Genomic DNA, 6,394 nt, shown 5'->3' with positions numbered 1-6,394 from the left:
CCGCCGATCGCGACCGGTTGCGGCGCTGGCGGGCGGCATGGCTGGCGGCCTTGCCCCGCGCTCGTGCCGCCGATCCGGCGGCGGTGGCAGAGCAGGGCGCGCTGTTCCAGCCGGACCTGGCGCTGGCCGGTGCAGCGCCGGCCGGGCGCTATCGCTGCCGGGTGTTCAAGCTGGGCGCGGCGGGCAGCGCGATGCGCGACTTCACCGCCTATCCGGCCTTCGACTGCCGTATCGCCGATGAAGGGCAGGTGCGCAGCTTCTACAAGGAAACGGGATCACAGCGGCCGGTCGGCCTGCTGTTCGCCGATGGTGACCGGACGATCTTCCTCGGCACGCTGCTGCTCGGCGACGAACGCGCGCCGTTGCAGTACGGACAGGACCGGGACCGCGACATGGCGGGGGTGCTGGAACGGATCGGCGAGCGCCGCTGGCGGCTGGTCCTGCCCTATCCGCGCTTCGAATCGTTGCTGGACGTGGTCGAACTGATGCCGGCCGACTGACGCTGCCTGATAGGCCGTTCGTCTTTGCCATCTGCGCGGGAAGGACGAACGGCGTTACGCGCTACGCCGCCAGCGTGCGCCGCACCGTCTCGTAACAATCGTCGATGTGCGAATTGCCGACCAGTTTCATCGCGCCGAAACTGATCCCCGCCGCCGCGACCTGTCCGGCGAACGGCACGAACCGCAACAGCGACTTGCTGGCATAGCGGGCGCCGACCTTACGGATCAGCATCGTCACAACCCGCCTGGTAATCGACCGGCCAATCACGCCATTACCGAGATTGGCGGCGATCAACAGCACCTGCTTCGCGCGATCGGGTTCGAGCGCCTGCACCTGGCGCTCGCTGAGACCAAAACGGCTGCTGATGTCGGGCAACAATTTCGTCAGGATATTCGCATCGACGATCAGGTCGGCACCCGGCACCGGCACCACCGACGCACCCGCCGATACCAGTGCGCGCTTGGTCACCAGCTTGCGCGCTTCGTCGCGGACGCGGTCGAGTTCGGCAATGGTCGTGATGTGCATGGGGACCCCGTATCGTTTCGTTGCCGCATCAACGCCGTGGTTGCCAAGCGGCTCCCGATCTTTAAGTTTGTCGATATTCGATATTGAGGACGGACCTGTTGATGATCGTACGTCTCGGCGCGTTGCTTGCCACCACTGCCCTTGCCCTTCCGGCCTATGGTGCCGCCATGCCGCAAACCGCTAACACCACCGCTGCCGCCGTCGACGCCACGCCGCTGACCGCGACATGGGGCGGCCCGTATCAGGGGGTGCCGCCGTGGGACAAGGTGACCCCGGCGATGTTCCCGGTCGCCTTTCCGGTGGCGATGGCGGAGCTGCGCCGCGAAATCCATGCGATCCGCGACGACAAGCGGCCCGCGACGTTCAAGACGGTCATCGAACCGCTGCAACTCGCCGGGGACATGATGGACCGGGTCGGGTCGATGTGGGGCGTCTATACCAGCAACCTCGCGACCAAGGAGGTGCAGGCGATCGACCGTGGATGGTCGCCCAAGCTGTCGGCGTTCAACGACGAACTGTTCCTCGACCCGAAATTGTTCGCCCGGATCAAGACCGCGTACGACACCCGCGCCCGGCAGAATCTGAACCCACAGCAATTGCGGTTGCTCGAGCGCACCTACCGCAGCTTCGTGCGGCGCGGCAGCCTGTTGACCGATGCGCAGCGCCAGCAGGTCAGCGGCCTGAACCAGCAATTGTCGGTCGCCTATAACGATTTCAGCCAGAAGGTGCTGGCGGACGAGGAAACCTGGATCGTCGTCGACGACGCGAAGCAACTTGCCGGCCTACCCGACAGCTTCATCGCCTCGTTGAAGGCGGCGGCGGACGAGCGGGGCTTGCCCGGCAAATGGGCGATCGTCAACACCCGCTCGTCGGTCGCGCCGGTGCTGACCTATGCCACCGACCGTGCCTTGCGCGAAAAGGTCTGGCGCGCCTTCGTCATGCGCGGTGACAACGGCAACGCCAACGATACCAAGGCGACGATCGCCATCATCCTGAAGCTGCGGCAGGAGCGGGCCAAGCTGCTCGGCTTCCGCAACCACGCCTATCTGCGCATGGACGACACGATGGCCGGTACGCCCGCCAATGCCAAGGCGCTGATGATGCGCGTCTGGCCCGCCGCGGTGGCGCGCGTGCGTGAGGAAGTCGCCGACATGCAGGCATTGGCGCGCAAGGACGGCGCGAACATCACCATCGAACCATGGGACTATCGCTTCTACGCCGAAAAGGTGCGCAAGGCGAAATACGACCTCGATGAGAGCGAGGTGAAGCCGTATCTCCAGCTCGACAATATCGTGCAGGCCGCCTTCTACGCCGCCGGTCGCCTCTACGGCCTGAAGTTTACCGAGAATACCGGGCAGATTCCGGTGTTTGAAAAGAATGTCCGGACCTTCGTCGTCACCGATGCGAAGACCGGGCGCAATGTCGGCGTCTTCTATCTCGACAACTTCGCCCGCTCGGGTAAACGGTCGGGGGCATGGGCGACGCGCTATCGCGGGCAACAGAAGCTGGGCGGTGAGACCAACGTACTGGCGTCGAACAACAACAATTTCGTAAAGGGCGCCGCCGGGCAGCCGACGCTCATCAGCCTCGACGACGCGACGACGCTGTTCCACGAATTCGGCCACGCGATCCATTCGTTCCTGCAGAATGTGACCTATCCGGGCTTGGCCGGCACGCCGCGCGACTTCGTGGAGTATCCCAGTCAGGTGAACGAGAACTGGCTGCTGACCCGCGACGTGCTCGACCGCTATGCCAAGCATTACCAGACCGGGCAGCCGATGCCGCAGGCGCTGGTCGACAAGATCGAGAAGTCGTCGACCTTCAACCAGGGCTTCGACACCGTCGAGTATCTGTCCTCGGCGATCGTCGACATGGAGTTGCACGATCGTGAGACGCCGGTGACCGATGTCGCCGCGTTCGAGCGGGAGACGCTGGGCAGGCTCGGCATGCCCAGGGAGATGGTGATGCGGCACCGCCTGCCGCAGTTCAATCACCTCTTCTCGTCCGACGCCTATTCGGCCGGCTATTATTCCTACCTGTGGTCGGAAACGATGGACGCCGATACCTGGGCGGCGTTCGAGGCGACCGGCAATGTGTGGGACAAGGCGACGGCGGATCGCTTCCGCCAGACGTTGCTGTCGACCGGCAACGAAACCGACCGCAAGGACGCCTATCGCGCGTTCCGCGGCCGCGACCCGGATGTGACCGCATTGTTCAAGCGCCGCGGCTTCCCGGTCCGCTAGAGATCCTCCCCGTTACGCGGGGAGGGAGACCGTCCGGAGGACGGTGGAGGGGGGTGTCCGCATACGGAACTGCCGGGATGCGGCGGCCCCCTACACCGCCTCGGGCCAGTGGTTCGGCTGCACCACCGGCTTCCCGCGAACCGCATCGGCGGTCAGCGTCGTCCGAACCCCGTCCTTGCCGAACACCAACTCCGCCGGCGTGAGCGCATGCAACGTTTCGCCGACGCCGCCGACGCCCCCGGTACTGACCACGACATAGGCGATGGCATTGTCGCCGCAGCCGAGCATCGCGTCGACGATCGTCCCGACCGCCTCGCCACGCGGTCCCGTCAGCGTCGCCCCGATCACGCCGCCCGCGGCATATAGCGAGGGCACCGGATGCCGCGCGCTCGCGTCCGCCGCCGCGCTGCTGCCCTTGTCGTAGCTCGCCTGCCGCCCCAGCCAGCGCCATACGCCGACGACGTTCACGAGTGTCAGGAACGCGTTCGACAGCACCAGATTGGTCTGTCCGCTGGTCAGTCCGACCGTCGTCCACGCGACCGATCCGACGCAGAAGATGACGAAGCCCCATCCGGTAATGCGCGCGCCCAGATTGGCGGCGGTCATCATCGCGGCGATCATGGTCGCGGTCGGTGCGATCCACCCGGCAAGGTCGCCCATGATTTTCTCCGTTTCGGTTCAATGCGATACGGATAATTGCGCCAACGGTTCCTGTCGGGCGCAACGACCCCCTCGCCAAGTGCGTTGAAATTATATAACAAGCGTTTGTAACGAGTCTGCGCGCCCTGACGGACGACGCAGAGACATGGAGAGTGCATGACCGGCGACAGCCGCACGAACCTGCCGCGCCTCGCGCTGCACGTGCCCGAACCCAAATTCCGTCCCGGCGATGCGGTGGACTTCGCCGATGTCGCCGTGCCGCCCGCCGGCGCGCAACCCCGCCCCGACACCGCCGCCGCGCCCGACAGCTTCCACGACTTGAGCTACACGCTGGTGCGCGTGCTGGACGAACAGGGGCAGGCGGTCGGCCCTTGGAACCCCCGGCTCGACCCCGACATGCTGCGGCGGATCCTGCTGAAGATGGCGACGGTGCGCGCGTTCGACGAACGCATGTTCCGCGCGCAGCGGCAGGGCAAGACCAGCTTCTACATGAAATGTACCGGCGAAGAGGCGATCGCGGTTGCCGGAACCATGGCACTTGACCGCGACGACATGACCTTCCCCAGCTATCGCCAGCAGGGCATCCTGATCACGCGCGACTATCCGCTGATCGAAATGATGAACCAGATCTATTCGAATACTGCCGACAAGTTGCAGGGCAAGCAGCTGCCGATCATGTATTCGTCAAAGGATTTCGGCTTCTTCTCGATTTCTGGCAACCTGACCACGCAATATCCGCAGGCGGTCGGCTGGGCGATGGCGTCGGCGTCGAAGGGCGATACCCGGATCGCGGCGACGTGGTGCGGGGAGGGGAGTACGGCGGAAGGCGACTTCCACTCCGCGCTGACCTTCGCCACCGTCTACCGCGCGCCGGTGATCTTCAACGTCGTCAACAACCAATGGGCGATCAGCAGCTTTTCCGGCTTTGCGGGCGCAGAGGCGACGACCTTCGCCGCGCGGGCGATCGGCTACGGCATCGCCGGCCTGCGGGTCGACGGCAACGACGCGCTCGCGGTCTATGCCGCCACCGCCTGGGCCGCCGAACGCGCACGGACCAATCAGGGACCGACGCTGATCGAACATTTCACCTATCGCGCCGAAGGGCACTCGACCTCGGACGACCCGTCGCAATATCGCTCCGCCAGTGAGCCGACCGCCTGGCCGCTGGGCGACCCGATCGCCCGGTTGAAGGCGCACCTTGTCAACATCGGCGAGTGGGATGACGAACGTCACGCGGCGATGGACCGCGAGGTCGCCGAAGCCGTCCGCACCGCACAGAAGGCGGCAGAGGCCAACGGCATCCTCGGCCACGGCCTGCACCAGCCGCTCGACACGTTGTTCGACGGCGTGTTCGAGCACATGCCGTGGCACCTTCGTGAACAACAGGCGCAGATGATGGCCGAGGAGGAGGCCTCCGGTCGCCCCTGGGCGCGCAAGGAGGGCCACTGACATGGCGCGGATGAACATGATCCAGGCGATCAATTCCGCGATGGACGTGGTGATGGACCGCGACCCGAGCGTGATCGTCATGGGCGAAGATGTCGGCTATTTCGGCGGCGTGTTCCGCGCGACCGCCGGCCTGCAGTCGAAATACGGCAAGACCCGCGTGTTCGATACGCCGATCACCGAATGCGGCATCATCGGCGTCGCGGTCGGCATGGGTGCGTACGGCCTGCGTCCGGTGCCCGAAATCCAGTTCGCCGACTATATCTATCCCGCGCTCGACCAGCTGGTCAGCGAGGCGGCGCGGCTGCGCTATCGCTCGGCCGGCGACTTCACCGCACCGATCACGGTCCGCTCTCCCTTCGGCGGCGGCATCTTCGGTGGGCAGACGCACAGCCAGTCGCCGGAGGGCATCTTCACCCATGTCAGCGGCATCAAGACGGTGATCCCGTCGACGCCCTATGACGCGAAGGGGCTGCTGATCGCCGCGATCGAGGACAATGACCCGGTCCTCTTCTTCGAACCCAAGCGCATCTATAACGGCCCGTTCGACGGCAATTGGGACAAGCCGGCACAGAATTGGTCGAAGCATCCCGGCGGGGAAGTGCCCGAGGACTATTACCGCATCGAGCTGGGCAAGGCGAAGATCGTGCGCGAAGGCGCCGACCTGACGATCCTCGCCTATGGCACGATGGTCCATGTCGCACAGGCGACCGTGGAAGCGGCGGGTGTCGATGCCGAAATCCTCGACCTGCGCACGCTGGTCCCGCTCGATATCGAAGCGATCGAGGCGTCGGTGAAGAAGACCGGACGCTGCATGATCGTGCACGAAGCGACCCGCACCGGCGGCTTCGGCGCCGAATTGTCGGCGCTGGTGCAGGAACGCTGCTTCCACCATCTCGAAGCGCCGATCGAGCGCGTGACCGGCTTCGACACGCCGTATCCGCACAGCCTCGAATGGGCGTATTTCCCGGGGCCGGTCCGTATCGGACAGGCGCTCAAGAAGATCATGCAGGACTGAC

At 65.3% G+C, this 6,394-nt stretch carries 6 protein-coding genes; 4 read left to right on the top strand and 2 right to left on the bottom strand.

Features of this window, described 5'->3' with window-relative positions; all coding sequences use genetic code 11:
* Positions 1 to 500: DUF4893 domain-containing protein (locus ASE59_RS11595; protein WP_235515735.1), on the top strand; the 500-nt coding region annotated here is incomplete at its 5' end.
* A gap of 61 nt (positions 501 to 561) precedes the next feature.
* Here the strand turns inward: ASE59_RS11595 and ASE59_RS11590 are convergent.
* Positions 562 to 1,026 (bottom strand): hypothetical protein, encoded by a 465-nt coding sequence (locus ASE59_RS11590; RefSeq protein WP_056456216.1) that lies wholly within the window; start codon positions 1,024 to 1,026, stop codon positions 562 to 564.
* Between the two features lie 101 nt (positions 1,027 to 1,127).
* Between ASE59_RS11590 and ASE59_RS11585 the strand changes: the two genes are divergently transcribed.
* On the top strand, positions 1,128 to 3,269 hold the full coding sequence (locus ASE59_RS11585) for a M3 family metallopeptidase (protein ID WP_056456215.1): 2,142 nt from the start codon (positions 1,128 to 1,130) through the stop codon (positions 3,267 to 3,269).
* 90 nt (positions 3,270 to 3,359) lie between these two features.
* On the opposite strand, the gene ASE59_RS11580 is transcribed toward ASE59_RS11585, so the two are convergent.
* Positions 3,360 to 3,929 carry a hypothetical protein gene (locus ASE59_RS11580; protein WP_056456213.1) on the bottom strand — a complete coding sequence of 190 codons (570 nt, stop codon included), beginning with the start codon at positions 3,927 to 3,929 and terminating at the stop codon, positions 3,360 to 3,362.
* A gap of 156 nt (positions 3,930 to 4,085) precedes the next feature.
* Here ASE59_RS11580 and ASE59_RS11575 point away from each other — a divergent pair, with 156 nt between their 5' ends.
* The gene (locus tag ASE59_RS11575; RefSeq protein WP_056456211.1) at positions 4,086 to 5,378 is read left to right on the top strand and encodes a 3-methyl-2-oxobutanoate dehydrogenase (2-methylpropanoyl-transferring) subunit alpha; all 1,293 of its coding nucleotides are present in this window, start codon (positions 4,086 to 4,088) and stop codon (positions 5,376 to 5,378) included.
* Between the two features lie 10 nt (positions 5,379 to 5,388).
* A complete protein-coding gene (locus ASE59_RS11570; protein WP_056456468.1) occupies positions 5,389 to 6,393 on the top strand; it encodes an alpha-ketoacid dehydrogenase subunit beta in 1,005 nt (334 codons plus the stop codon).
* The last annotated feature ends 1 nt before the right edge of the window (position 6,394 follow it).

The sequence above is a fragment of the Sphingomonas sp. Leaf10 genome (genome assembly GCF_001421245.1).
Lineage (GTDB): Bacteria > Pseudomonadota > Alphaproteobacteria > Sphingomonadales > Sphingomonadaceae > Sphingomonas.
The sequence above is the reverse complement of the archived record's forward strand: the minus strand, read 5'-3'. Positions and strand labels throughout refer to the sequence as shown.